Here is a 25,920-nt window from a genome sequence, read left to right as displayed (position 1 = left end):
ATAAATGCCCTGCTCCGTGAAGAAGCAGGGCTGTTTTTTACAGTTCCATATGGATCGCGCCGTATTTGCGGATCGTCATTTTGTACACGCACTTGTCGTTTAATTTTTCTTCAATATATTTTGTGAAGTCATCTGTATACTCCTTCGGAAGTATCACCATGATCACCCCGGCAAAGCCGCCGCCGTGGATACGGCAGGCGCTCTTTTTGATGCCCTTGCTTCGGCGGTACAGCTCCGTCATGGCAAGCGCCACACAGATTGCCTGCTCCTGCGGCGTCTCGATGCAGTAGCAGTTCTGCAGCCACTTCCAGGAGGAATCGCCGGACTCGCAGATCAGATGCAGGAAGTCGTCGTAACGTTTTTCCTTTAACGCTGCCACTTCCTCGTCCACGCGGGCATTTTCACTGTAGAAATGCAGCGCGCGCATCACGCAGCGGTCCCCAAGCGCAGTGCGCAGACGCGGAATCTCTTCCATGAATTTCTCATACGGTACTTCTGCCAGGACTTCTTTTCCAAAATAGGCAGCCGCCTTTTTCATCTCCACCGGAACTGCGGAATACTCGTCGCTCATGTTGGCGTGACCCTTTCCGGTATTGACGATCAGAAGGTCACAGCCGATCGCATCCAGACTGAAATCGATCTTTTCCACCTTCGGATTCTCGTTATCAGCAAAATCGATCGTAACAACGCCGCCGCACGCACACGCCATCTGGTCAAGCAGTCCGGACGCCTTTTTCCAATAGACATTTTCCGCATAGCGTCCTGCATGTGCATAGTTTGTGACGGTCATTTTATTATCGTTAAAGAAGTAATTCAAAATCGAACAGATCAGCATTTCAAAGGACGCCGAAGAGCTGACGCCCGCCGCGCTGATCACATTGCTTGTGGTGAACGCGTCAAAGCCGCCTACCGCAAATCCTCTCTCCTTAAAACCGGCAAGGATTCCCTTGATCAGCGGCACCGTGCCGGTGGTCTTTGCATCCGGCTCCAGCTTGTCCAGATCAATGACAAAATCCTGATGGAACGTTTCGCTGATAATATGTATCTGATTGGAATCATTTTTGCGCGCCGCGCAGATACAGTCCTGGTTCACACTGCCTGCAAGCACCTTTCCATGATTGTGATCGGTATGGTTGCCGCCGATCTCTGTGCGCCCCGGAGAGGAAAACAATTCAAATTCCACATCGCCGAAATTCTTTGCAAATCCCGCCGCAAGCTCACGGTAGCGCTGCATGTTCTCCTCTATGTTGTCCTGTCCGTACAGGTCGGCAAATAATTCTTTTACGCTGCTTTTCTCCAGCACTTCTGCCATCTGATTCTGCTTCATAGGTACATCCCCCTTGATTATTTTTGAACATCGGACGGAATCCTGCCGGAGCGAAGTTAAGAAAACCTTTCGTTTACAGCAGCTTCCTCTTCGATTATAATAACTATAAAAAGAAAATACAACTTAAATTTACATAGATTTTGCAGAAACCACCCTGCTGAAAATGAACCCCCAGGAGCCGGGTCGTTTCTTTTTGAAAAGGAAGATTAATGAGTACACAAAAGAAAACGGCTGTCAAAAAAGCAGCAAAAGCTGAAAAAAATACCGCAAAAAAGCGCCAGGGAAGGAAATCCTCACGCGTGGCAGGCAGCGGAACTTCGCGCCGCACAGCGCGCAGCAAACGGGAGACAGCCTCCCTCACCGCCACCGAGCTGCGCAGGCAGCAGGTGGCAAGGCAGCGCATCATTCTCGGATGTGCGGCGTTGTCTGTCATCGTGATCGTTTTCGCGGCGTTCATTTTACCGCGTTTTTCACACCGCACAGTAAACCGCGGCAAGCTTGTAGGCGTCAACTCCGATGTCCTGCAATATGCTGATGCCGTTGCCAGTCAGTGCAAAGAATTCGGCATTTCCGAATACTCCACGCTGCTGCTCGCGCTGATGCAGCAGGAAAGCTCCGGGCAGGGCACCGATATTTTTCAGTGCTCAGAAAGCCCGTTCAACACGGAATATGATAACACGCCGGGCAGCATCGCCGACACCGCCTACTCCATCCGGGTGGGCGTCGAGACCTTCGCCTACTGCCTCGAACAGGCAGAATGCAAGAGCATATCCGACACAAACGCGCTGAAGCTCGCCCTGCAGGAATACAACTTCGGCAACGACTACGCAGGATGGGCGATCGCCAACTACGGCGGCTACTCCGAGGAAAACGCCTTTGAATTTTCTGAAAAAATGAAAGCGGAGCTTGGATGGGAGACATATGGAGATCCACAGTATGTGTCGCATGTGCTGCAATATATAGAACTATAAATTGCTATACCTGATTACTCTCCCAGTAAAGCTTTCTCTGCGTCTCGTCCATCCCTTCCACGAAGCGCTTTTTGAATACAAGAAACTCCTCCAGATCCATAAGGATGTGATAGAGCAGCGCACGGCTCTCAAACTCCTCCCGCGTGACCGGAAGCGGCTCATCCTTCATTGCCAGAAAGATGTCGTCCAGCTTCTGTATCTGCACGGTGGGAACATTTTTTTCAATCACATAGTCCGCTGTATCCAGCACGAATTCCGCGATCACCCGCGCCTGCACGGGCATATTGCGGATTTTTTTCATCTCGTAATGCAGGTTGTGCAGCACCCCGCACTGCTGCAGGCGCATCTCAAAGTAGTCGATATAATAGCCCGGATGAGAATGGAAGGTGTTGTCCTGGTACTCATGGGCGTCGCGGATAAATTCACGCAGCTGATCCTCCAGCCAGATGATGTCCTCCCAGACATTCCGCTCCATCTCCCGGCAGGAAAGATAAGAAGCGATCTCCCCCATGATCATCTGCAGCCGGTTCTCGACATAGCGCATGTTCCGGATAAGATCCTTTTTCCGCACCCTGTTATTATGAAAGAGATTTAACACAAGCGCAATGGAAATACCGATCAAAAGCAGGCAAAATTCGTTTCGGATCGCCTCCGCCGTGAAGTTCTGCGTCTCCAGAAAATGCGTGCCGATCACCGCGTTTACCGAGAGCGCCGCCATCCACCCGAAAAGATCGCACAGAAGCGTCATGACAAGCATAAAGATCCCATATGCCAGCCATTCGCTATGCAGCCGCGAAATCGTGATCCAGGCGACAAATACCGCGATCACAAACGTGAGGATACGGAACCCGGACAGCCGAACGGTTTCCCATTTGGTCGTGAGAATAGTGAGCATTGCGATCGTGCCCGCAGACGCCGCAAATGAAAGTCCGAGCGCCCGCGCAAGCCAGATCGCAAAGCTGCTCCCGACCGCCACCTTCACTGCCTGCAATACCGATTTCCACAATCGCTTCCGTGTAATATTCATACCTGTTCCCTCCCTCTCCCGATTTCCGGCATCTTCCTTTTCATCACATGTATCTTCTTATTTTCCATACCCCAAAGAACCGGTATGATAGCAAAACAGCAGAAGGTACTGCCCTGCAATATCTTCTGCTGTGATAAATGCAAACGTTCTATACTGACTGCAAAATACAGTATTTACTTTTTATAAATTGCCGCAAGCGCTTTGTACGCTTCCTCCAGGTATGGGTTCTGCGCCTCTGCAAACTTTCCGTCCGCCAGCGCGGCAAACTGCGGATCGATCGGCATCTTGCCGAGCACCTTCAGACCCATGCCCTCCGCAATTTCGTCGATATGGCTTTCCCCGAACACGGAAATTTTCTTTCCGCAGTCCGGACATGCAAGCCAGCTATAATTTTCCACGATGCCGAGCACCGGAATATTCATGGTCTTCGCCATGTTGTAAGCCTTCTTTACGATCATCTGCACAAGCTCCTGCGGTGAGGAAACGATCACGATCCCCTCGACCGGCAGAGACTGGAAAACCGTCAGCGGCACATCGCCGGTTCCCGGCGGCATATCAACCAGAAGATAATCCAGCTCGCCCCAGATCACATCGCTCCAGAACTGTTTCACGACGCCCGCGATCACCGGACCTCTCCAGATAACCGGAGACTCCTCATCCGGCATCATCAGATTGATGGAAATCACCTTGATATCATTCCCGGTGATCATCGGATAAATCCCCTCGTCATCCGCGGTTGCCGGTCCGCGAAGCCCGTACATCTTCGGGATGGACGGACCTGTGATGTCGGCGTCCAGAATACCTACGCGATATCCCTTTGCCGCCAGTGCATTCGCCATGGAAGCCGTCACCATAGACTTGCCGACGCCGCCCTTGCCGCTCACCACGCCGATCACATGCCCGATCTCGGAGTATGCATTCGCGTCTACCTGAAAGCTCTGCGGATTCTGCTTGCTCGGGCATCCCTCACAGCTCTCTTTTGTGCAGCTTGATGCGCTGCTGCATGATTTTTCTGACATTTTTAAAAACCTCTTTTCTTTCATTCAAAATTTCTATTTGATTGTATGACAAACTGTCGGAAATTGCAAGGCGCCTATTTTACCTTGATGGTTTTCACCGTGCTGTAGCTTCCGTAAATTTTGTTTCCAAGCGCATCTGTTTTGTACGCTCTCACCCTCACGTAATAGGTTGTCTTCTTTTTCATATTTTTAAACGTGCCGGATATCTTGCTGCCGCCCACAGCGTTTCCTTTTTTCGTCGTACCGGAAGTAAATTTTTTGTTCGTCGACGCGGATACCTCATAGCCCTTCGCACCGGAAACCTTTGTCCACTTCACCGTCAGGCTGCCGGATTTTGTGGAAAGCTTTGTAATTGCCGCTTTTTTCACGGTGATCTTTGACCAGCGCGCATAAAGCGTCTGCGTCTTGCCCTTCGTGATCTTTACCGTCGAAGCGGACGTCACCTTGCTGCCGCCGGATTTCGCGGTATACCAGCCCTTGAAGGTATAGCCCTTGCGCACCGGCGTCGGCAGCGTTCCGTATTTCTTATTGTAAGTAACGGTGCGTTTCTGTGTCTTCACGCTTGCCGTCTTTGAAAGCGATCCCCCGTTGGCATTTAAGATCAGACTGCGCGCGTTGGAATCACTGATCCTGAAGGTCATTGGACAGCTCCACCCCGCATAATCCGGGTGTGTGATCGTAACGGTTGCCGTTCCCGTCTTCAGCGCCTGAAGCTGCCCGGCGCTATTTACCGCCAGAACAGCCTGGTTGCTGCTTTTCAGCCGGAAATCCTTCCACTGAAGCGCGGTCGGCTTGATGCCGTCGCCGCTATAAAACAGCAGGGTGAGCGTGCTTTTCTTCCCTTTCGCAAGTGTCAGCGCATTCACCGAGCTGCCGGAAACTCCGGTGATAAACAGATTTCTGGCATCCTCCATATAATACTTGTGGAGATTGATCCTCACCACTGCGCTCTTATTCGCCGGCTTCGTGACCGTCGACGCGCTTCCCGTTCCAAAGCACTGCACCCAGTACAGCGTACCGTCACAGTTAAAGCAGCCGATGCCTATGCTCCTGTAGCTTTTATTCACCATGTTCGCGTAATGTCCGGAAGAATTTTTCCATGCTGTTGTCACCGCTGATGCGCTCGCCTGCCCGGCTGCGATATTTTCCGCATACATTTTTGAAGAAGCCGAAAAGCAATCCGTACCATCCGGTCTGTTGTGTGAAAACAGCAAAGAAATCTCCGCCGCCCGCTGCATAGCTACGTTCATTAAGTCCTTATCCATTTTAAGCGCACTGGCGCCCGCCTTTGCACGGATCTGATTCGTATAAGTCAGCGCCTGGTATGCTTTCTCATAATCCAGCTTTCCTTTGACAGACACCTTCACAGTCGTGCCTGCCGCGCTCACAGGAAACGCCGCCAGCAGCATCAGCAGGAGCAGCAGAATCATACCCGCCGTTTTTTTCGCAAATCCCCTTTTCACATTCTCCATAACCATACCTCCCATCTCTCTGTACTTTTATGTGCTACTTTTATTTTAACATAAAAGCTGCCGCGAAGCTATAACAACTTGCTTCACGGCAGCCTTTATTTATTATTTCTTACTGCTTATTTTTCAATTATTCTGCGATATCAGCATACATGAAGTGCCAGTATCCATATGCGGAATGCCAAGCGCCCTCGATCTTGCTGCTCTGCAGCCAGAAGTCGTTGTAGTATGCCAGCGGGCAGCATGCGGATTCAGCCATGAGGATATCCTCTGCTTCATGAAGCGCTGCGGAACGCTCTGCTGCGTCTGTAGTGCTTCTGGAAAGATCCATTGCTGCATCGTAGTCAGCGTTGGTGAACTTACCATCGTTGTTTCCGTTGGTGGAGTACAGGAGGTCAAGCATGTTGGACGGATCTGCATAGTCTCCTACCCAGCCGTTACGTGCGATCTCGAAGTCTCCGCTGCGGCGCATCGGTGTGAAGCTGGACCACTCTACGATATCTACCTCAAGAGTAACGCCGATCTCTTTCCATGCCTGCTGCAGGTACTCTGCAACTGCTTTATGGTAACCGGCATCGTTTGTGGTGTAGTGAAGAACCGGAAGTCCTTCGCCGTTCGGATAACCAGCTTCCTCAAGAGCTGCCAGAGCGCCCTCGATATCAGCGGTTGCGCTCATGTACGGTTCGCCGCCGTTTGCGTTATCCATGAATTCTGTTCCGTCGGTATCCATCCAGCCCGGTCCCATGAAGTTGGTTGCCGGAGAATAGGTTCCCTGCATCAGGGTGTTTGCAACATATTCTCTGTCGATCGCCAGGTTCAGAGCTTTACGTACCAGCGGGTTGTCAAGCGGTTCTACCTGTGTATTGTAGGAAATGTAGTAGGTACCGATGATCGGCTCTACATAAAATTCCTCGTTGCCCTCAAGGCTCGGGATCTCCTCGGTCGGAACATCCTTGATCATCAGAACTTCGCCGCTCTGATATGCGCTGTAGGATGCGTTGGAATCTTCGATCAGGTTCCACTTGATGCTGCCAAGCTTGATCGCGTCTGCGTTCCAGTAGTTCGGGTTCTTGCTCATGATGATGTAAGCGCCCGGTACCCACTCTGTTACCATGAACGGACCATTGGAGATATAGGTTGCAGCGTCGATCGCCCATGCATCGCCGTTTGCCTCAACCGTTGCCTGCTGAACCGGGCTGAGGGTTGCGAATGCTGCAAGACTCTCAAAGAACGGGCACGGAGAGGAAAGCTTAACCTCCAGTGTCAGATCGTCAACTGCGGTAACTGCCAGCGCGTCAAGGTTGCCCTCGATTGCCTCGTCGAAGCCCTCTACCATGCCAAGTACTGTCTCAGCATACGGTGCTGCTACGTTCGGGTCGCATACGCGCTTCCAGCTGTAAACGAAGTCGTTTGCAGTAAGATCGCTTCCATCGGACCATTTCAGTCCCTCACGAAGCTTGAAGGTCCAGGTAAGGCCGTCGTCTGATACGCCCCACTCTTCCGCCTGTCCCGGAGCGATCTGACCGTTTTCGTCGATCGTTAAGAGACACTCGAATGCGTGCAGGATCATATTTCCGCCGTCTACCGCGCTGTTCAGCGCCGGATCAATGGTTTCCGGATCCGGACCAACCTGTACGGAAAGCTGCTTGCCTTCTGCTGCTTCTTCTGCCGCTGCAGTCATCATGGTACCGCCAACCAGAGAAACGGTCATCACTGCTGCGAGAAGCATACTAATTACTCTCTTTTTCATGTTATCCTCCTTTAAATCTTTTCTCTATGCGCGCTTTTCGCGCCTGCATATGCTTTACTATAGCACAGTGATGTATTTTTGTCCATAATGAATCTTTTAATTATTAAAATTTGTTAAAATTTATTCGACATGCACGCATGCCCAGCCTCCGAAGCCAGTGTCTGCACGGCTTAATGCTTTCGCACAAAAAAAGGAGAGGCGTTTCTCATCCTCTCCAGTTTCTCTCTCAATTCAGTTTATCCAGATGATGACACGCCGCATAGTGTCCCTTACTTACCTCTTTAAACTTCGGCACCTCCGCCGCGCATTTTTCTGTCGCATACGGACAGCGTGTGCGGAACCGGCAGCCCGAAGGCGGATTTAAGGGGCTGGGTACGTCGCCCTCCAGTACGATACGCTTATTCGCGCGCGCCGTCTTCGGATCGGCGATCGGGATCGCCGAGATCAGGCTCCTGGTATACGGATGCATACTGTGGAAGATCAGCTCGTAGCTGTCTGCCAGCTCCACCAGCTTTCCGAGATACATTACGCCGATGCGGTTGGAAATATGCTTTACCACCGACAGATCGTGCGCGATGAACAGGTATGTCAGTCCCATCTGCTCCTGCAGGTCCTCAAACATATTGACCACCTGCGCCTGAATGGAAACGTCCAGCGCGGAGATCGGCTCGTCGCAGACGATGAATTTCGGATCGACCGCAAGCGCGCGGGCGATACCGACACGCTGGCGCTGACCGCCGGAAAACTCATGCGGATAGCGGTTTGCGTGCTCCGAGTTTAATCCCACCCGCTCCAGCAGGCTTTGTATCTTATTGTAGCGCTCCTCTTTTGAGGACGCCAGCTTGTGGATGTCGATCGCTTCCCCGACGATATCCCCCACCGTCATACGCGGGTCGAGGCTCGCATACGGATCCTGAAATACGATCTGCATCTCGCGGCGGTACGGCTTCATATCCACTGCCGTCTTTCTGCCGAACTGCGTTTTGCCGTCCACGATGATATCCTTCTGGTTATCATCCATCAGCGGCACATCTCCGCTGTCGAAAAGCACCTTGTCGTCGTAGATGATACGCCCCTTCGTCGGCTCATAAAGCCGGAGAAGCGAGCGCCCGGTCGTCGTCTTTCCGCAGCCGGATTCGCCGACAAGTCCTAATGTCTCTCCTTTGTTAATGAAAAACGATACGTCATCTACCGCCTGCACATACTTCTTGTTTTTTCCAAAGCCGCCAGCCGGAAAGTATTGGTAAAGGTGCTCTACCTTCAATAATTTATCGCTCATTTCGCGCTTCCTCCTTCCAGCTCTGCCTTCTGATTCATCCAGCAGGATGTGTAATGTACGTCGCCAAAGTATGTAACCGGCGCTTTCTCGCGCAGACAGATCTGCATACACTCATCGCAGCGGGACGCAAACGGGCAGCCCTTCGGCGGATTCAGCATATCAACCGGCGTTCCCTCGATCGGGACAAGACGCTCATGCTCCTTACTGTCCATGCGCGGAATGCTGCGGATCAGCCCCTTGGTGTACTCGTGCTTCGGGTTATAGAAAATATCGTCCGTTGTGCCGTACTCCACAATATTTCCGGCATACATAACCGCGATGTGGTCGCACATGCTCGCCACCACGCCGAGGTCGTGCGTGATCATCATGATCGCCATGCCAAGCTTATCCTTCAGATCCATCATCAGCTCCAGGATCTGCGCCTGAATGGTCACATCGAGCGCCGTCGTCGGCTCGTCCGCGATCAGAAGCTTCGGCTCGCACGCCAGAGCGATCGCGATCATCACACGCTGGCGCATACCGCCGGACAGCTCGTGCGGATACTGCTTCAGACGCTTCTTCGGCTCATTGATCCCGACAAGCTGCAGAAGCTCCTCCGCGCGCTCCTGTACCTCTTTCTTGCTCTTATTGGTGTGGAGCCTGATCACCTCGCGGATCTGGTTGCCGATCGTGTAGACCGGATTCAGGCTCGTCATCGGGTCCTGGAAGATGATGGAGACTTCATTTCCACGCATCTTCTGGAATTCCTTTTCTGTCATATCGTTGATGCGGTGGCCGTTGAAATCCAGCGTACCGCCGAGCAGCTTACCCGGATACGCCGTCAGTCCCATCAGACTGTACGCCGTTACCGATTTGCCGGAGCCGCTCTCGCCGACGATGCCAAGCACCTCTCCCTGCTTAATGTGGAAAGATACGTCGTTCAGCGCCTTTACCTCCCCCGCCGGTGTGAAGAAAGAGAGGCGTTCGTGTTCTATGTTTACCAGATATTCACTCATGTTGTTCTCCTCCCTAATTCTTCATCTTCGGGTCAAACGCGTCGCGCAGACCGTCGCCGAGCAGGTTAAAGCTCAGAATAATCAAACTGATCAGTATCGCCGGGATAAACAGCAGATACGGATAAGTATTCAGACCATTGATCGCATCGCTCGCAAGGCTTCCAAGCGACGGCATCGGCACCGCCACGCCAAGTCCGAGGAAGCTTAAAAAGCTCTCTGTGAAAATGGAGGACGGAATCTGCAGGGTCGTGGTAACGATCAGCGTACCGATACAGTTTGTCAGCAGATGCTTTTTGATAATTCTGGCGTTCGATGCGCCAAGCGCACGCGCCGCCGTCACGTACTCGCTCTCCTTTAAGGTGAGGATCTGGCTTCGCACCATGCGCGCCATGCCGCCCCAGTACAGAAGTGCGAACACGATAAAGATACTGATGAGGTTTTTACCGAGCACCTGCACCCAACCGAAGCCCGGCATCGTGGCGAGCGTCTCAAGAGGCGCCTTCAGCGCAAACGATAAAAGCACGATCAGCAGCACGTCCGGGATGGTATAGATAATATCGACAATACGCATCATGATAATATCCACCCAGCCGCCGAAAAATGCTGCGATGGAGCCGAACAGAGAGCCGACTACCAGGATGATCACGGCTGCCACCAGACCAACGATCAGAGAAACACGGCTTCCCATCATCACACGGATAGCATAGTCACGTCCGTGCTTGTCCGTGCCAAGCACGTGCGGGAACACCTTTTCCCCGGCGTCGATGCGCGCCTGCTCCTCCTCGGAATATGTCATCGGTGCAAGATGCTCGCTCCCACGAATCTGTTCCTCGTAGCTGTACGGATAAAATGCCGGCACCACAAAGGAAAAGAACATGATTAATACAACTGCTATAAGGCTCACCATCGCCACCTTATTCTTCAGAAGGCGACGCATACCATCCTTCCAGAAACTGACGCTCTCGCGCATCACGACAAGGTTCTGCTTTTCCTCATTCGAAGCGGGAAGGAAGTCCTCCGGACGGATTCTTGCCTGGAAACTTAACGGATTTGGATTTTCTTTCATTTCGCATTCCCTCCTTACTTCAATTTAATACGCGGGTCTACAATCTTGTAGACGATATCCACGACCACGTTCATCAGGATCATCAGCGTTGCCAGGAAAATCGTGGTTCCCATGATGACCGTGTAATCGCGGTTCGTGATCGAGCCGATAAACTCGCCGCCAAGTCCCGGAATCGTGAAGATTTTTTCCACGATAAAGCTGCCGGTCACCGTGTAGGCAAGCAGCGGCCCCAGGTATGTGATAACTGGAAGGATCGCGTTTCGAAGCGCATGCTTGAACAGGCTGACAAACTGATTCAGGCCCTTTGCGCGCGCCGTGCGCATATAGTCCTGTCCGAGCACGTCCAGCATAGAGGAACGCATCAGACGGGTGATGTACGCCGTCGGGTAGAACGCAAGCGCCGTCACCGGCATGATATAATGCTTCCAGCTGCTGAGTCCCAGTGTCGGCAGCCACCCCAGCCGCACGCCGAACGTGTACATCAAAAGCGTACATACCACAAAGTTCGGGACGGCAATACCGCAGGTGGCAATGACAATAATAATGTTATCTCCGATCTTCCCGCGGAACATCGCCGACAGACAGCCAAGCGGCACACCAACGCAGAACGCCGCCAAAACGGCAAAACCTCCAAGCCGCGCAGATACCGGGAATTTTGTTGTGATAATAGACATAACGGTACGTCCGCGCTGCTTTAAGCTGTCGCCGAAGTCTCCATGGAGCGCATCCCCCATGTATGTAAGATACTGTTCAAACAGCGGCTTATCCAGCCCGTACTTTGCCTCCAGCGCCTCCATCGCCTTGGGGCTGACTGCTTTTTCGGATAAAAACGGTCCGCCAGGTACCATGTTCATCAGAAAAAACGTCAGCGTTGCAACGATCCAGATCGTGACAACCGCCATACCCAGACGTTTACAGATGTATTTTACCATCTTCCTTCCTCCTCATTTCTTTCTTTTTCCTGCAGAACCGCCTTGCTTTTCCGTATTGGTTACTGTTCACTCCGTTCGCAGTAACCTTCGCAAATCCATTTAAAATTCGCTTCGCGAATGGGATTTGCTCACACCTGAATCACGTTCTCACGCCTCAAGCAGCAGGTGTTTGAGGCTGGCGTGAACAGTAACTCAGAGTGATGCTTTACAGCGCCGCAGTATCCGCATCATATTTTATAAATATACTTTTTTTGGGGTAAAATGTCAAGAATTTATAGCATGTAAATATGCACAAAGCGCACATTTGTCGTTACTGTTCACTCCGTTCGCAGTAACCTTCGCAAATCCATTTAAAATTCGCTTCGCGAATGGGATTTGCTCACACTTGAATCACGTTCTTACGCCTCAAACAGCAAGTGTTTGAGGCTGGCTTGAACAAAAACTATTTGTCCGTTATAGATAGCAAAACGGACAACATAACCAGTGCATTAAAAATCCCCGCCGGCAGTACGCCGACGGGGAAGCTTTTTTATATCCTTTACCAGGAATATACCGTTGTTCCGTCCGGTATGTTATTATATATCCACATCAGATCGTTGGTAAGACACCGCATACAGCCGCCCGATGTAGCTGTGCCGGTCGAGGAGCCCAGCATGGAATGGAAGGAATTTCCTCCCGGCGACCAGTAAACGATCGGCAGATTTTCATAGCCCCACCGTACTCTGCCGCATACTCTGCGGATCCCGCGCGGAGAGCCGACCTTTCCGATGGAAACCTTAAAGCTCTTTACCAGCTTCCACTTATTAACCGAACCCTTAAAAATATTTACCCGCGTCTTGTAATGGTTGATCCATATGAGATATTTAGACGGGCTGGTCAGGTTTTTGGAATTGATAAACTCCTCTTTTACGGATTTCGAGTAATCGTTTTTCGGACTAAATTCAATGCTCGTAGCGCTCTTCAAAGCGCTTGCCTTGATCTTGATCTTCTGACCGTTGCTCGCGATCCAGGCATTCAAATAACCGCTTTTTGTTTTGCTGTTCACATATACCTTAATGCCGCTTTTCAGCGTCTGGTTCTTTTTCTTGTCGTAATTATAAACCGTTACCTTTTTGCTCGTTTTCCGGATATAACGGAAGCTGCGCACCGCCGATGCTGCTTTGGAAAGCTGGATCGGTGTTCCGGATACCAGCGACGAGTAACTGCTGTACACCGTCTGCCCGGAAACTTTGCGGTAGCTTCTCACCGCATATGTATATTTTTTTCCAACGGTAAGCCCGGTAAACTTGCAGGACTTCCCGGTGAGCGTTTTCACCTTTTTGTAACCGGTGCTTTTATCGTAGGTATACACCTCATAGCCGCTGGCATTCGACGCCTTATTCCAGTTCAGCTCCAGCGTACGGTTGCCGTTTGCCCCAACACGGAAGCCAGTCGGCTTAGCCGGCTTTTTAACTCTTGTTGTGACAGTCAGCACGCCGGAAAATGTGTCGCTCACATATGTCTTTTTCTTCACCGTCCGATAGGCAACCACCTTAAACTGATAGGCCTTGTTCGGCACCATTTTCTTAACATTATATGAGGTGGATTTTACAGTAGCGATCCTTTTCCAGCTCGTACCGCTCAGCCGGTAAACATAGTATCCGGTAGCCTTGGAAACCTTCTTCCATTTCAGCGTAAAGCCCGTCTCTCCCACATTTTTTGCTGTTACACCCGTCACCTTTCCGGGCTTATAATTTGCCGCCTGCACACTGGCTCCGCACAATAACAGCAGCAACAGCAAAAACGGCAGGCATCTGATTATTTTTTTCATCTGTCCCCCTCCTCCCAAAATCCTCTTCCTATATTATTATCATACCCGTCAGACCGTTTTCTGTCAATAGTCAATAGATTGCTCGCCGCAGAAACCTGTACTTGAAAATTTCCATGAAAAGCACTTGTGATTTTGGTGATTTTCTATATAATAAAAGAAGAATCGGCAACTTAATTATTTCACAGGAGGATATATGAATGCCTAAACGAACAGATATTCACAAAGTACTCATCATTGGTTCCGGTCCGATCGTCATCGGACAGGCGTGCGAGTTCGACTATTCCGGCACGCAGGCGTGCAAAGCGCTGAAGAAGCTCGGCTACGAGATCGTACTTGTCAACTCTAACCCTGCCACTATTATGACGGATCCGGAGACTGCGGACGTCACCTACATCGAACCGCTGAACGTGGATCGTCTGGAGCAGATCATAAAGAAAGAGCGCCCTGACGCGCTGCTCCCGAACCTCGGCGGCCAGTCCGGTCTGAATCTGTGCGCCGAACTATACAAGGCAGGCATTTTAGACAAATACAACGTAAAGGTGATCGGCGTGCAGGTGGACGCCATCGAACGCGGCGAGGACCGCATTGAATTCAAGAAAGCGATGAACGCCCTCGGCATCGAGATGGCGCGCAGCGAGGTTGCTTACAGCGTGGAAGAAGCGCTTAAAATCGCTGACGAGCTTGGCTATCCGGTCGTTCTGCGCCCGGCATACACCATGGGCGGCGCCGGCGGCGGTCTTGTCTACAACCGCGAGGAGCTGAAAACCGTCTGCGCAAGAGGTCTGCAGGCGAGCCTTGTCGGCCAGGTGCTCGTCGAGGAATCCATTCTCGGCTGGGAAGAGCTGGAGCTGGAGGTCGTGCGCGACGCCGACAACAACATGATCACCGTCTGCTTCATTGAAAATATTGATCCGCTCGGCGTTCACACGGGCGACTCCTTCTGCTCCGCACCGATGCTCACCATCTCCGAGGAGTGTCAGAAGCGTCTGCAGGAGCAGGCATACAAGATCGTTGAGTCCGTGCAGGTCATCGGCGGCACAAACGTGCAGTTTGCACACGATCCGGTCAGCGACCGCATTATCGTTATCGAGATCAACCCGCGCACCTCACGTTCCTCCGCGCTTGCCTCCAAGGCAACCGGTTTCCCGATCGCGCTGGTATCCGCCATGCTCGCAGCCGGGCTTACCTTAAAGGACATCCCCTGCGGAAAATATGGCACACTGGATAAATACGTGCCGGACGGCGACTATGTGGTCATTAAATTTGCGCGCTGGGCATTTGAGAAATTCAAGGGCGTCGAGGACAAGCTTGGCACACAGATGCGTGCTGTCGGCGAAGTCATGAGCATCGGCAAAACCTACAAGGAAGCCTTCCAGAAAGCCATCCGTAGTCTGGAGACCGGACGCTACGGGCTTGGCCACGCAAAGAATTTTGACAAGCTGAGTAAAGAGGAGCTGTTAAAGCTTCTGATCACTCCATCCAGCGAGCGTCATTTCATCATGTACGAGGCGCTGCGCAAGGGCGCGACAACCGAGGAAATTTTTGAGCTTACGAAGGTAAAAGCATACTTTATCGACCAGATGCGTGAGCTTGTGGAAGAGGAAGAACAGATCCTTACGCACAAGGGCTCCATGCTGCCGGACGAGCTGTTGATCGCTGCAAAGAAGGACGGCTTCTCCGACAAATATTTAAGCCAGCTTCTTGAAATTCCGGAAGAGGATATCCGCAGCCGCCGCATCAGCCTCGGCGTCGAGGAAGCATGGGAGGGCGTTCACGTAAGCGGCACGCAGGACAGCGCATACTACTACTCCACCTACAATGCGCCGGACAAGAACCCTGTAAATACGGACAAGCCGAAGATCATGATCCTCGGCGGCGGTCCGAACCGCATCGGACAGGGCATCGAGTTCGATTACTGCTGCGTTCACGCGGCGCTGGCGCTGAAAAAGCTCGGCTTTGAGACGATCATCGTAAACTGTAACCCTGAGACGGTATCCACCGACTACGACACCTCCGACAAGCTGTACTTTGAGCCGCTTACGCTGGAGGATGTGCTCAGTATTTATAAGAAGGAAAAGCCGCTCGGCGTCATCGCGCAGTTTGGCGGACAGACGCCGCTGAACCTCGCCGCCGACCTGGAGAAGAACGGTGTGAAGATCCTCGGCACCTCCCCGTCCGTCATCGACCTGGCGGAGGACCGCGACCTGTTCCGTGAAATGATGGAAAAGCTCGACATCCCGATGCCGGAATCCGGCATGGCTGTCAACGTGGAGGAAGCGCTGGAGATCGCAAAGCAGATCGGCTATCCGGTAATGGTGCGTCCGTCCTATGTGCTTGGTGGACGCGGCATGGAGGTCGTTTACGACGACGAGAGCATGACCGAATACATGAAAGCCGCTGTCGGCGTGACGCCTGACCGTCCGATCCTGATCGATCGTTTCCTCAACCACGCAACCGAGTGCGAGGCGGACGCCATCAGCGACGGCACCCACGCATTTGTTCCGGCAGTCATGGAGCACATTGAGCTTGCCGGCGTACACTCCGGCGACTCCGCCTGCATCATTCCGTCCGTGCATATTTCAGCGGAAAATGTGGAAACGATCAAGGAATACACCCGGAAGATCGCTGAGGAAATGCATGTCAAAGGTCTGATGAACATGCAATACGCGATTGAAAAAGGTAAGGTATACGTGCTGGAGGCGAATCCGCGCGCATCCCGCACGGTGCCGCTGGTATCGAAGGTCTGCAACATCCGCATGGTGCCGATCGCAACCGACATCATCACCTCGGAGCTGACTGGACGTCCGTCGCCCGTGCCTTCCCTGAAGGAACAGGAGATCCCGAACTACGGGGTGAAGGAAGCCGTGTTCCCGTTCAATATGTTCCAGGAGGTCGATCCGATCCTCGGACCGGAAATGCGCTCCACCGGCGAAGTGCTCGGACTCTCCCGCTCCTACGGCGAAGCATTCTACAAAGCGCAGGAGGCGGCGCAGTCAAAACTCCCGCTCGAAGGCACCGTGCTGATCTCCGTCAACCGCAAGGATAAGGAGGAGGTCGTGGAGGTTGCCCGCATGTTTGCAGATAACGGTTTCAATATTGTTGCCACCGGCACCACCTGCGATCTGATCACCGGCGCCGGCATTCCTGCTACAAAGGTGAAAAAGCTGTACGAAGGACGCCCGAACGTGCTGGATATGATCACAAATGGCAAGATTGATTTAATTGTCAACTCCCCGGTCGGCAAGGATTCCGTTCACGACGACAGCTATCTGCGCAAGGCGGCGATCAAGGCAAAGATTCCGTACATGACCACCATCGCGGCGGCAAAAGCAACTGCAAGCGGCATTCACTATCTCAAAACCCATAAGGGCAGCGAGGTGAAATCCCTGCAGGAGCTGCACAGCGAGATACACGATAAAGAGTAAAAATATGACGGAGTATCCTTTATGAAGGGTACTCCGTTTTTTGTTGCCATACATCCGAAGGGATCTGCCCAAAACAAGTCTTGCAATGTTTCTGTACATAGAATAAAATAAAAACAGAAGATTTTCGTGAAAAATTTCCACAAGGAGGACTCTTATGCAGCACCACAATCCATTATTGCACGGCAACGACACCGACAACAAATTCATCACCATCGGAGAGATTATGCTCCGTCTGACGCCGCCGAACTACGAAAAGATCCGCATGGCTTCCAGCTTTGAGGCGAGCTACGGCGGCAGCGAGGCAAATATCGCACTTGCGCTCGCTAACCTCGGCGTGGACAGCACCTTTTTCAGCGTTGTCCCAAACAACAGTCTTGGCAAAAGCGCGATCCGTATGCTGCGCAGCAACGACGTCCACTGCACGCCGGTGATCCTGAGCACCCCGGAGCAGACGCCGACGCACCGCCTCGGCAGCTACTATCTGGAGACCGGCTACGGCATCCGCGCCAGCAAGGTGACCTACGACCGCAAAAACAGTGCCATCACCGAATTTGATTTTTCCACCATCGACTTAGACGAGCTTCTCGACGGCTTCACCTGGCTGCATTTAAGCGGTATCACACCGGCGCTCGCTCCGAATTGCCGCAAGCTCATCATGGACTGTCTGAAGGTGGCAAAAGAAAAAGATATCACCGTCAGCTTCGACGGCAATTTCCGCAGCAAGCTCTGGACCTGGGAGGAGGCGCGCGATTACTGCACCGAATGTCTCCCCTACATCGACGTCCTGCTCGGCATCGAGCCATACCATCTGTGGCGCGACGAAAACGATCACAGCAAGGGCGACGTCAAGGACGGCGTTCCGCTGCAGCCGAGCTACGAGCAGCAGGATGAAATCTTCCAGAAATTCATCGAGCGCTACCCGAATCTGAAATGCATCGCCCGCCACGTGCGCTACGCACACAGCGGAAGTGAAAACAGCTTAAAGGCGTTTATGTGGTACGAGGGGCATACCTTCGAGAGTAAGCTCTTTACCTTCAACATCCTCGACCGCGTAGGCGGCGGCGACGCTTTTGCGAGCGGCCTGATCTACGCAATGATGCATGACTACAAACCGATGGATATGGTCAACTTCGCCGTTGCCAGCAGCGCCATCAAGCACACCATCCGCGGCGATGCCAATATTACGGATGATGTCTCCACCATCCGCAACCTGATGAACATGAACTACGATATTAAGAGATAATACCATTCCCAGATAAAACTTTGTAACGGGGCGGACGCACCATATGATGCGGTTCCGTCCCGAAAAGGTTTAAAAAGAAAGAGGAGCCATCTATATGGAAATGCTTATTACAATCATTGTCACCTTTTTTGCCGGCATGGGCGCCGGTCTGGGAACCGGCTTTGCGGGGATGAGCGCCGCAGCAGTCATCAGCCCGATGCTGATCACCTTTCTCGGCATGGATTCCTACATGGCGGTGGGGATTGCCCTTTCATCCGACGTGCTTGCGAGCGCAGTATCAGCATACACCTACGGTAAAAACAAAAATCTCGATATCAAAAACGGTCTGATCATGATGGCAAGCGTGCTCATTTTCACTGTCGTCGGAAGCTATATCGCCAGTCTGGTCCCGCCAGCCACAATGGGCAATTTTTCTGTCTTTATGACGCTCCTGCTGGGAATTAAATTTATCATAAAGCCTGTCATGACCACAAAAGAAGCAATGCAGATCGTCTCCGCCCAAAAACGTGCTGTACAATCTGTGATATGCGGCATTCTGATCGGTTTCATCTGCGGCTTTATCGGCGCCGGCGGCGGAATGATGATGCTCCTCATTCTGACAACGGTTCTCGGATATGAACTGAAAACGGCGGTCGGAACAAGCGTATTCATTATGGCATTCACTGCCCTGACGGGCGCCGTCTCCCATTTTACAATAGGAGGCGCTCCGGATTGGACGGTTTGGATCCTATGCGTCGTGTTCACGCTTCTGTGGGCAAGAATCGCCGCCGTATTTGCCAACAAAGCGGATGCCAAAACGCTCAACCGGGCGACTGGTATTGTTCTTGTGATATTGGGCGCGGTAATACTGCTTTTTCCCGGTTAATACTCCGCCTGTAGAGAATACTTATTTCTGATGCCACATGATGTTGCCCGACGAATGATTTTCCCCCCCAGACATCACAAAACATGTTTTTATGTCCATTTGTCCTCTGGCTCATCACATAAATTTTACATGAATTGGAGATTACTATGAAACAGAATTTTAAGCTCACTGTCACTTACGACGGCACACGCTATCACGGCTGGGAAGCAAAGCCAGGCATTGAAATGACCATTCAGGGAAAACTGGAAGCTGTTCTGACAAAAATGCTGGCGTTTCCGGATGACGTCCCGGTTCAAAGTCTCATAACCCCCGCCGCCAGCGTGGTATCCTGCAATCCGGGCGCAGCAGACGGGATGCCCGGTTGCCCGGTGCCGGTCAAAGTTATCGGTGCCGGACGGACAGACGCCGGCGTACATGCGAGAGAAATGACAGCAAATGTTCATCTGGACACCGCCATGCTCCCCGGTGATATCCGTGATTATCTGAACCGTTATCTTCCGGAGGATATCTGCGTCAGGGAAGTCTGCATCGTATCGGACCGTTTCCATAGCAGATATAATGCCACCGGAAAAACGTACCGCTATACCTGCTTTACCGGACCCCTGAAGCCGGTATTTGACCGGAAATATGTATACGTACTGGATAAGACTCCGAATGTAGCCGCAATGAAAAAAGCCGCCGGATATCTCTGCGGCACACATGATTTTGCAAGCTTTTGCGGAAATCCGAAAATGAAAAAATCAACGGTGAGAACGATTGATTCCATTGAAATCACACAAAATGATTCCTACCTGTATTTTGTGTATCATGGCAACGGCTTTCTGCAGCATATGGTGCGCATTCTCACCGGTACCCTGCTGGAGACAGGCTACGGAAGACGTTCCCCCGAAAGTATGCCGGAGCTTCTTGCCGCCAGAAAAAGGGCACTGGCTGGCTTTATGGCTCCCGCGCAGGGGCTGTGTCTGATGAAAGTGGATTACGGAAGCTGATGCGGCACCCCGGCGTCATCCCCGCCCATCTCCGAAGCACAGTCCGGACACTGAAGCCTGCCATGCCGCTTAATGCTTCATCCCGCTAAGTCCTTTAATATCCGGTTTCTGATCCGCATGTGTATAGTTTTTCATTTCCGCTTTAAGCTGCTCATTTATGTCATGATAATAGGAAATCTGTTTTGGTTTCAGCGTTCCATTCTGTTTGTATTCTTCAAACAGTGTTAAAAATTGCCGGTAATTCTCCTGCGCAGCATCCTTATAATTATTTGATGCATTTGCATGAAGACGCAAAAGCAGCTCCTCCAGATTTTTATTCTTTTTCCCAAACTGAAACATTGCTTACCTCCTGCTGTTCAGCTAAAACATCACATATCTATATTCCTGCGGCATTAATCCGCTCTCTGATATATTTCTCCGTCTCCTCCAGTATTATTTCTACTCGTTTCTTTGTTTCTGCATCTGTAAAACGGGTTCTGTCAAACGGCGCACGGTAGTATTTTTCTTCCATTAAGATCTCCAGGCTCTCTGCAAAATTCATATCAAAAAAGAAGCCCAGAAAAGAAACCCATTTATCCAATCCTGTTTTTCTCTCTTCTTTTTTCACACACTCATGACGAAGAATACTGTTATAGACAGCATCCGTAATTGTCTCCCCCGCCACCTGTTCTTCCGTCTCACCCATCGTATCCACCATATCCTCGCGGGCAAACACGCGGAAGATGTCACATTTATCGGCATCCCGAATCAGTCTGCACAAAAACTCTGTGTGACTTTCCAGTCCCGGCTCTATCTGATAGCGGTTATGATTCCGTATCGCTGTCAGAATCATCTGCTGCTTCGCCTCCGGCAGTTCAGCAAGAAAGCCCTCCTCCTTCAGCACCTCGCATCCCAGCTCCGCATGGTCTACACTCAGATGATCCAGAAAGGTATCATACCGTCTCACCTGCTCAAACCGTCCGATGTCATGAAACACTGCACAGATGTGTGCAATTTCACGTGTTTCCCTGTCCAGATGCAGCTTTTTTGTAAGCCGGTCCATTACCTTTGCCACTTCCAGCGTATGTAATATTTTCAATTCTATCTTTCCATTGCTCCGGTCATACCTATCCGTATACTTCAAAAATATCGCTTCTGCATTCATGAATCCTGTTCCTCCATGTCATATGCTTTCAAGATGGCTTTATCACACTCTGAATATGTGACCCGGCTGTTCTAATATGCCCTGAATATGCAGCTTCATCTGTTCTAATACACCCTGAATATGCAGTTTCGGCTATTCCGTCAGCTCCCGTATATATTTCTCCGTTTTTTCCATGATATCCTGCATATTTTTAAGGTCGTTCTGCACATTTCCTGTTTCCAGGGAATGATTTGTCGCCTCATAAGAATAGTATGGCAGCTCCTTTTTCCGGCACCCCTGCTGAATAATCTCCGCGTCTGCCCACGGATCCGCGGTACCATGAAAAACAATTCCGTTTTGCATCACAGGCAGCGATGCCTCCACCGGCGTATAGAATATGTGATGTGCACGTATCCCATACCTTGCATCATAAGCTCCCGCTACTGCGGTCCCTATACTTTTTGAGACAAACAGTACCGTTTCATACCTGTTAAATGTCACATGCTCCAGCACCTGTTCAGCCTGAATAAACGCGTTTTCAAACGCCTCGCGCATTTTTTCTTCCGAGCCTCTGATGTCCCGCCGGAATCCTTCGTATGAAACCTCCGCAATCTCAAACCCATATCCGGCTGCAAGCTTCCTGCTGTAATACAACAACGGTTTATCACAATGATAGCCAATTCCCGGAAAAAACACCGCCAGTCTCATTTATATAATCCGCCTTTCTGCGAAAGGCACCAATGCGTCATGAAACAAATTGGCTACCTTTCACTTTTCTAACCCATCTTCCTTCTGATATATTTACTTTATAAGACTGGCACACTACAGAACACGTGGAGGTGAGTGGCGGGGCTGTATAGCGGCGACCTCGCATTTTTATTTGTTGTCGGTCATCCGTTAAGGCATCAATGAATGGCGCATAACAGTAGCCCGTAAACTTATCTCTTCCAAAGTCGACTCGATTTTGCCGGATGACCAGTCACTGTCAGTTTTATGACTATAAATCTCAGGAGGTTATTTGATTGTCGTTTAAAATTCTTAAAAATAATTGCTGTGGACTTGATGTCCACAAAACATGGATCTTTGCCTGCATCGGTATTACTGATTCCAACAAACGTACTGAATATAAGCAGGCTCGGTTTTCTTCCTTCACGAAAGGATTACAGGAGTTGTGTGACTGGCTTGTCAAGTATAACTGTAATGATGTTTGCATGGAATCTACCGGTAAGTATTGGATCCCTGTTTTTAATATCCTGGAGAAGAATAACATCTGGGTTACTCTTTCTCATCCCAAATATACCAAGCCTCAAAAAGGCAATAAGACAGATCGTAAGGATGCCAAATGGATTTGTGATCTATACATGTGCGGTATGGTAAACGCTTCTTTTATCCCGCCTGCTGACATCCGTGAATTAAGAGATTTGGTAAGATACCGTTTCAAGCTCACCTGCATGATCACCAGTGAGAAGAATCGTGCTCATAACTGCCTTACTGTATCGAACTTAAAATTAGATGATGTCTTCTCTGATATATTTGGTAAATCTTCCCGTTCCATCACGGAACAGATTTTACAACACCCAGGAGAAACTTTTGATGTAACACCGTTCGTAGACGGCAGATGTAAGACTCCTATCGAAGAAATACAGGCTGCTGTCGATGGTGCTATCTCTGCGGAACAAGCCGTAAAACTCAGACAATGCTTAAATCACATCGATGAATTAGAAGTACACAAAGCAGAAATAGAACGGGAAATCTTTCGTCTCAGTGATAAATACGAAGAAATCCTTGCTCTTATTCGAACCGTACCAGGATTCGATAAGAACCCATTGACTGCGATTCAGGTGCTCTCTGAAATCGGAGGTGATATGTCTGTCTTCCCCACAGCTAAAAACCTCGTTTCATGGGCTGGATGTTGTCCCCGCAATGACCAAAGCAATCGTAAAATCAAATCCACCAGGATTTCCCGTGCTGGTTCTTATTTTAAACCAGTTTTGGTGCAAGTTGCAAATGCTTTGATCAAATCGAAAAAACATCCTGAATTTACTACCCGTTATCGACGTATAAAAGCACGACGTGGTCATAAGAAAGCTATCATTGCCATCTGTCGTATGATCCTGACCGCTATCTGGCACATACTGACAGATTTAAAGTCATATACACCAGAGGGTTTCCTCGAATCACGTCCTGTGAACGAATCAAAGATACTGACTACTTCACAGGCACTTAATCTGCTTAAACAACGTGGCTACATCATCAAAGATGAGGCTATTCCTGTTTCTTGATTAGTGTTGTGTCTATATTTAATTTTTCAGCCACCGAAAGATGGCTTGTTTGCTGTATCTTTTTATCTTGTCTATCCACTACTTTTTTGTTTCAAACTTTCTTACCTCCCTGATTACTGCCTGCCTTTTTATCTTCAGATTTTAAAAAAGTGTAAACCTCCGTCGTGGAGAGTTCCTGTGAAAAACAATACCCCAGTCCGCAAAACGCTTTCATCTGTTCCGGGTTTTCCACCCGGTTTTCCGCCATATAGCGCACCATTTCTCCCCGCGCCATTTTCGCCATGGTTCCCTTCTGCACAACTCTGCCACTTTGCATTTCTCCAAAAATGCAGGTGAGAAACCTGTCCTCCGGCTGCAAATATCTCTCAATGATTTTCGCATATTCTCTGGATGCCAGATTGATAATTATCCTGCTCTCATCCAGAACCGCCCGGTATAGCCGCTTTGCCCAGAAGTCATATAAGCTTTCTGTACCATTTACGGCTGCCTTTGCCTGCATTTCCAGACGGTATGGAACCACCCCGTCCATTGGTTTCAATATCCCGTAAAATCCAGACAGAATTCTCAGATTCTCCTGTATATAATCCAGTTCTCCATCCGAAAAGACTGCCGGAGCCATATACTGGTACTGAATCCCTTCATAAGAAAGAATCGCCGGTGTCAGATTCCGTTTTAGGTCCATTTCCCGCAGACGTTTGTAATTCAGACTGGCAATCCCGTCATTACATCCCCAGAGCTTCTTTGCCTCATCATATGTGAGCTTCTGCAGCCAGTGCATAATTTCTGTCGTTTCTTCTATAAATTCCGGCAATGTGTGTCCTTCCAGTGTATCCGTATCCACTCGCATCTTCTTCGCCGGTGAAATAATTATTTTCATATGTTGCTTGCCTCATTCTGCAGATGCGCTGTCCTCATGGAACAGATAATAAAACGCCTCTGCCTCATCCTCCGTAGTTTTCCACACAAAGCGCTTTAAATCAACTTTATATCCACTTTCTGTCCGCTCTGCTTCCACACCTTCCATTTCCAGAAGCTTTTTCTGCGTATCGGGTGTTTCAAAATATCCTGCTCCGCTCAAAAGTCCCTTACTGTTTACGATACGATGCGCCGGTATTTCCCCTGCCAGCCCCATCCGCAGTGCATATCCCACCTGCCTGCTGTTTTTCGGTTTTCCGCAAAGCAATGCAAGCTGACCATAGGTAGCCACTGTTCCATATGGAATCCGGTTACATACAATATGAAGACGTTCGTAAAAATTCATCTCCGTTTTTCCTCACATTTCTGCTTTCACAGCATTTTCCGCCCGGTTCTGTTTCCGCTTCGCACTTCCACATTCCGTCTCTTTTTCCTGCATACTCTGCCTGTTTTTGTTTTCTGTCCAGAGAGTTCCTGCCTGGAATTCACTCCCGTTTTCCGCTGTTTACCACATAAATTCCCACGCACACAAGCACAAGCGAGATAACGCTCACCCACCCTGCTGCCTGTTCACGCTCGCCTAGCAGCAGCGCTGAAAGAATGACTCCAAATACCGGATTCATAAACCCGAATACCGTCACTTTTGATACCGGGTTGTATTTCAGCAGGATTCCCCACAAAGAATATGCGACTGCCGAAAGCATTGCCAGATACAGAAGCATTCCGGCTCCCTGCAGCGATATTGTCCGGATTTCTCCGCCGGTCAGTATCCCGGCGGCAATCATAAAGATTCCGCCAATCACAAACTGATATCCGCTCAGCATAACCGGATTATACTTTACAGAAAAACGCTTTAAAAATACAGATGAAAAGGCATAGGCAACCGTAGAAAGAAGAATAAATCCCTCTCCCAGAAAGCTCATTTCCAGATTCAGACCGCTTAAATTTATCAGAACTACGCCCGCAAAACCAATGGCACAGCCTGCCAGTTTTCTTATCGTCAGTTTTTCCTGCCGGAACAGGATACTTGCTATCAGAATCGCCACAAAAACGTTCACTGCCTCAATAATAGATGCCTTCACTCCGCTTGTGTGCGCAAGTCCGATATAGAAAAACAAATACTGTATCACCGTCTGCAGCATACTTAAAACAAGTATCGGTCCTGCGGCGTCTTTCGTCGGACGGAGTATCTTCTTTTCCGGTATGCTTCCTAAAAGGATACTGAAAATCCCGGCAAGTGTAAAGCGGCAGCCTGCAAACAAAATCTGCCCTGCCGTGTCGGATGCTTCTATTTCAAAAAGCTTATAACCAATTTTGATACATGGAAATGCACTGCCCCAGAGTGCGCAGCAAAGCAGCGCTCCCGCCCATACGACCCACGTTTTCTGAAGCCACTCTTCCCGTTTTCTCATATTGTTTAACATCTCACAAAT

The 25,920-nt window shown here is 50.4% G+C and carries 22 protein-coding genes; 6 read left to right on the top strand and 16 right to left on the bottom strand.

The annotated features are described in order from the left end of the window. Positions 1 to 37 precede the first annotated feature (37 nt). Positions 38 to 1,327 (bottom strand): galactokinase, encoded by a 1,290-nt coding sequence (locus tag ACLU9Q_RS12535; RefSeq protein WP_296906872.1) that lies wholly within the window; start codon positions 1,325 to 1,327, stop codon positions 38 to 40. Between the two features lie 209 nt (positions 1,328 to 1,536). On the opposite strand from ACLU9Q_RS12535, the gene ACLU9Q_RS12530 reads away from it, so the two are divergent. Beyond that, positions 1,537 to 2,298 carry a lysozyme family protein gene (locus ACLU9Q_RS12530; protein ID WP_296906869.1) on the top strand — a complete coding sequence of 254 codons (762 nt, stop codon included), beginning with the start codon at positions 1,537 to 1,539 and terminating at the stop codon, positions 2,296 to 2,298. A 4-nt stretch (positions 2,299 to 2,302) separates the two neighbouring features. On the opposite strand, the gene ACLU9Q_RS12525 is transcribed toward ACLU9Q_RS12530, so the two are convergent. The 9 genes from ACLU9Q_RS12525 to ACLU9Q_RS12485 all read right to left on the bottom strand — a co-directional run bounded on the left by ACLU9Q_RS12525 (position 2,303) and on the right by ACLU9Q_RS12485 (position 13,645). Next, entirely contained in the window at positions 2,303 to 3,325 is a 1,023-nt protein-coding gene (locus ACLU9Q_RS12525; protein ID WP_296838982.1) for an aromatic acid exporter family protein, read from the bottom strand. 173 nt (positions 3,326 to 3,498) lie between these two features. Next, a complete protein-coding gene (locus tag ACLU9Q_RS12520; RefSeq protein WP_296838978.1) occupies positions 3,499 to 4,344 on the bottom strand; it encodes an Mrp/NBP35 family ATP-binding protein in 846 nt (281 codons plus the stop codon). Between the two features lie 74 nt (positions 4,345 to 4,418). Next, complete coding sequence (locus ACLU9Q_RS12515) at positions 4,419 to 5,816, bottom strand: CAP domain-containing protein (RefSeq protein WP_296838975.1); 1,398 nt, start codon at positions 5,814 to 5,816, stop codon at positions 4,419 to 4,421. A gap of 127 nt (positions 5,817 to 5,943) precedes the next feature. Then, positions 5,944 to 7,563, bottom strand: a complete 1,620-nt coding sequence (locus ACLU9Q_RS12510) for a peptide ABC transporter substrate-binding protein (protein WP_296838972.1) — start codon at positions 7,561 to 7,563, stop codon at positions 5,944 to 5,946. Between the two features lie 226 nt (positions 7,564 to 7,789). Further along, positions 7,790 to 8,842 carry an ABC transporter ATP-binding protein gene (locus ACLU9Q_RS12505; protein ID WP_296838969.1) on the bottom strand — a complete coding sequence of 351 codons (1,053 nt, stop codon included), beginning with the start codon at positions 8,840 to 8,842 and terminating at the stop codon, positions 7,790 to 7,792. Further along, positions 8,839 to 9,837 (bottom strand): ABC transporter ATP-binding protein, encoded by a 999-nt coding sequence (locus ACLU9Q_RS12500; protein ID WP_296838966.1) that lies wholly within the window; start codon positions 9,835 to 9,837, stop codon positions 8,839 to 8,841. The genes ACLU9Q_RS12505 and ACLU9Q_RS12500 overlap by 4 nt, the downstream gene beginning before the upstream one ends. 13 nt (positions 9,838 to 9,850) lie before the next feature. Continuing rightward, positions 9,851 to 10,903 (bottom strand): ABC transporter permease, encoded by a 1,053-nt coding sequence (locus ACLU9Q_RS12495; RefSeq protein ID WP_296838963.1) that lies wholly within the window; start codon positions 10,901 to 10,903, stop codon positions 9,851 to 9,853. A 14-nt stretch (positions 10,904 to 10,917) separates the two neighbouring features. Further along, complete coding sequence (locus tag ACLU9Q_RS12490; RefSeq protein WP_296838960.1) at positions 10,918 to 11,835, bottom strand: ABC transporter permease; 918 nt, start codon at positions 11,833 to 11,835, stop codon at positions 10,918 to 10,920. 538 nt (positions 11,836 to 12,373) lie between these two features. Further along, the gene (locus tag ACLU9Q_RS12485; protein WP_296906404.1) at positions 12,374 to 13,645 is read right to left on the bottom strand and encodes a fibronectin type III domain-containing protein; all 1,272 of its coding nucleotides are present in this window, start codon (positions 13,643 to 13,645) and stop codon (positions 12,374 to 12,376) included. A 197-nt stretch (positions 13,646 to 13,842) separates the two neighbouring features. Here ACLU9Q_RS12485 and carB point away from each other — a divergent pair, with 197 nt between their 5' ends. The 4 genes from carB (at position 13,843) to truA (ending at position 20,167) form a co-directional block, all read left to right on the top strand. Further along, positions 13,843 to 17,070 carry a carbamoyl-phosphate synthase large subunit gene (carB, locus tag ACLU9Q_RS12480; protein WP_296906402.1) on the top strand — a complete coding sequence of 1,076 codons (3,228 nt, stop codon included), beginning with the start codon at positions 13,843 to 13,845 and terminating at the stop codon, positions 17,068 to 17,070. Positions 17,071 to 17,224: 154 nt separating this feature from the next. Further along, a complete protein-coding gene (locus ACLU9Q_RS12475) occupies positions 17,225 to 18,313 on the top strand; it encodes a sugar kinase (RefSeq protein WP_296839439.1) in 1,089 nt (362 codons plus the stop codon). A gap of 94 nt (positions 18,314 to 18,407) precedes the next feature. Next, positions 18,408 to 19,178, top strand: coding sequence for a sulfite exporter TauE/SafE family protein (locus ACLU9Q_RS12470; RefSeq protein WP_296906399.1), 771 nt, complete (start codon positions 18,408 to 18,410; stop codon positions 19,176 to 19,178). Positions 19,179 to 19,324: 146 nt separating this feature from the next. After that, positions 19,325 to 20,167: a tRNA pseudouridine(38-40) synthase TruA gene (gene truA / locus ACLU9Q_RS12465; protein WP_296839445.1), complete on the top strand. Its 843-nt coding sequence runs from the start codon at positions 19,325 to 19,327 to the stop codon at positions 20,165 to 20,167. 69 nt (positions 20,168 to 20,236) lie between these two features. Here truA and ACLU9Q_RS12460 read toward each other — a convergent pair whose 3' ends face one another. The 3 genes from ACLU9Q_RS12460 to ACLU9Q_RS12450 form a co-directional block, all read right to left on the bottom strand. After that, positions 20,237 to 20,506: a hypothetical protein gene (locus ACLU9Q_RS12460; protein WP_296839448.1), complete on the bottom strand. Its 270-nt coding sequence runs from the start codon at positions 20,504 to 20,506 to the stop codon at positions 20,237 to 20,239. Between the two features lie 37 nt (positions 20,507 to 20,543). After that, on the bottom strand, positions 20,544 to 21,311 hold the full coding sequence (locus ACLU9Q_RS12455) for an HD domain-containing protein (RefSeq protein ID WP_296839451.1): 768 nt from the start codon (positions 21,309 to 21,311) through the stop codon (positions 20,544 to 20,546). A 132-nt stretch (positions 21,312 to 21,443) separates the two neighbouring features. Further along, positions 21,444 to 21,998 (bottom strand): alpha/beta hydrolase, encoded by a 555-nt coding sequence (locus tag ACLU9Q_RS12450; protein ID WP_296839454.1) that lies wholly within the window; start codon positions 21,996 to 21,998, stop codon positions 21,444 to 21,446. Between the two features lie 314 nt (positions 21,999 to 22,312). On the opposite strand from ACLU9Q_RS12450, the gene ACLU9Q_RS12445 reads away from it, so the two are divergent. Next, entirely contained in the window at positions 22,313 to 23,572 is a 1,260-nt protein-coding gene (locus ACLU9Q_RS12445; RefSeq protein ID WP_296906396.1) for an IS110 family transposase, read from the top strand. Between the two features lie 91 nt (positions 23,573 to 23,663). Here ACLU9Q_RS12445 and yaaA read toward each other — a convergent pair whose 3' ends face one another. The 3 genes from yaaA to ACLU9Q_RS12430 all read right to left on the bottom strand — a co-directional run bounded on the left by yaaA (position 23,664) and on the right by ACLU9Q_RS12430 (position 25,911). Continuing rightward, entirely contained in the window at positions 23,664 to 24,449 is a 786-nt protein-coding gene (gene yaaA / locus ACLU9Q_RS12440; protein WP_412625367.1) for a peroxide stress protein YaaA, read from the bottom strand. Positions 24,450 to 24,461: 12 nt separating this feature from the next. Next, entirely contained in the window at positions 24,462 to 24,833 is a 372-nt protein-coding gene (locus tag ACLU9Q_RS12435; protein WP_412625365.1) for an MGMT family protein, read from the bottom strand. Positions 24,834 to 24,972: 139 nt separating this feature from the next. Continuing rightward, positions 24,973 to 25,911, bottom strand: a complete 939-nt coding sequence (locus tag ACLU9Q_RS12430) for a DMT family transporter (RefSeq protein WP_412625364.1) — start codon at positions 25,909 to 25,911, stop codon at positions 24,973 to 24,975. Between the last annotated feature and the right edge of the window lie 9 nt (positions 25,912 to 25,920).

The organism is Marvinbryantia sp., assembly GCF_047017445.1.
In the GTDB taxonomy this organism is placed as follows: Bacteria; Bacillota; Clostridia; order Lachnospirales; family Lachnospiraceae; genus Marvinbryantia.
The sequence above is the reverse complement of the archived record's forward strand: the minus strand, read 5'-3'. Positions and strand labels throughout refer to the sequence as shown.